General features: G+C 61.2%; 2 protein-coding genes. Both read right to left on the minus strand.

Translation table 11 applies throughout. The annotated features are described in order from the left end of the window. Nucleotides 1-1,382: ISNCY family transposase (locus CP49_RS33710; protein WP_057854442.1), on the minus strand; the 1,382-nt coding region annotated here is incomplete at its 3' end. After that, entirely contained in the window at nt 1,379-1,732 is a 354-nt protein-coding gene (locus CP49_RS49510) for a DUF6788 family protein (RefSeq protein WP_057854443.1), read from the minus strand. The genes CP49_RS49510 and CP49_RS33710, both read right to left, overlap by 4 nt. Nucleotides 1,733-1,785 lie beyond the last annotated feature (53 nt).

A 1,785-nucleotide genomic window follows, 5' to 3' on the forward strand; every position in this document is an offset into this window, starting at 1 on the left:
GCAATCCTCATGAGATTGTTGGCGAGCACCGCGGCGCCGACCCACAGTTCGAAGCGGTCACGTCCCTCGGCGAGACAGCGCTTCATGCCGCGGCCTCGGAACAGCACGGAGATGCGTTCCTCGATGCCGACGCGAAAGCGTTGACCATTCTTGAAGACCACGCTCTTTTCGTACGCCTCACGTCGTCCCGTCCTCTTGCCACCACGCTGAGGAATGCACACCACCTTCACGCCGGCGTGCTTGCACGAGGCAAGGTTCTGCTCGCTGAAGAAGCCACGATCCGAGCCATACAGCTGCGGGGCACGGCCAAAGGCCTGCCTGTGGCGCTGGAGGGAAGATGCCACATGAACCTCGTCGGGCGGATTGCCTTTCAGCACCTCGTATTGCGTGATCAGGCCCTCCGCGCTTTCGGCGAGGAAGACTTTGTGGCCGAACTCGACCGGCGTGCGCACCTTGCCGCGTTTGATCAGGTCGGTATGGGGCTCGAAGATGGAATAAATCTTCTCGTCGGTAGCCACCTGCTCACCAAAGAGCACACGATGACGTGCCTGATCGATGACACGATCTCCCAGCCCGCAGAAGTGCTCGATCTGACTGCGCAGTTCCTCGATGGCCATGTCGGCGAACATGTCCTTGCCGCGCATCGTGCGGGTCCTCTCGAGCCCCGCGCGTGCGTTTCCTACGACCTCCTCGGCAATGTCGATGAGCGCCCGGTATATCCGGGTCTGCTGCTCGTGACGCTGCCTCGTCGTCATGCGCTGGATCTCGTACATCCGGCGCCGCGCCGCGCGCGTGCGGTCGCAAAAGCCCTTGATTCTTCGCAATTCCAGCGCTTTGGCCAGACGGCGGACCAGGCGTGTGACGACGCGGACCACATCCCATAGCAACGTGTTGTCGGTCGGATGATGAATGTCGGTCTGCACCACCGTAGTGTCGACCCGCAGCTTCGTGCCATCCTCCAATCCGAGCTCGACCGCTGCCCGAACCACCAAATCGTTGACCGCTTTCAGCGTTTGTGGGGTCAGACGGATGAAGCCACGCTGGAAGGCGTCGTGCTTCGGCACCGGCGCGCAGTAGAAGTCGGTGAACTGACGAAGCGTCAATCCATCTGCGATGCGTTCACGCAACTCGCGATAGTCCCAGTTCTTGAGCCGCATCAGAACCAGCGAGCGCAGAACCTGTGTCGCCGTCAATCCGTGACGACCGCTATCTGGCTGCTTCAGGCCACGCACCAGATCCCGCCGGACACGCTCGATGACGTCCCGCTGGTCGTCGAGAAAGCCGGATATCGCCTCCAGCAGCGGCTCCAGGCGAATGCCCTGATCACGTTGCCGCATCAGCTCCCAATCGGCAAAGCTGATCTGTCGCGCTGTCGCTCTCACACCGCTCGGCTCTTCTTGCTTTTGGATGCTTCGGCGCGCTGTCGCTTCAGCGCTTTGATGTATCGCGGTGCCGCCTGGTGCAGCAGATCCTGCAGAGCGCGCCCGTTGTCCAGGTTGCGCTGAACCTCCGGCACAAGCTCTTCCGGCACGTAGACGGCAACGCGACGCCCGTTCGCGCGACCGTAGAGCACATAACTTTGATGCTGTTCGCCAGACTGGCACGCAGGGCAATTCTTGCGGATGCACCGGCTACGACGCAGGCTCAGCGAACCCAGAAGCGCAGGCCAGAGATTCGTCGATTCGCTTCGCAGCCAGCGCGCGACATCGCGAAGGCGACTCCGAATCAACATGCTTCATATGAAGAATGTGATACCATGCACATGTACGCCGCAAGAAAAAACGT

Source organism: Bradyrhizobium valentinum (genome assembly GCF_001440405.1).
In the GTDB taxonomy this organism is placed as follows: Bacteria; Pseudomonadota; Alphaproteobacteria; order Rhizobiales; family Xanthobacteraceae; genus Bradyrhizobium; species Bradyrhizobium valentinum.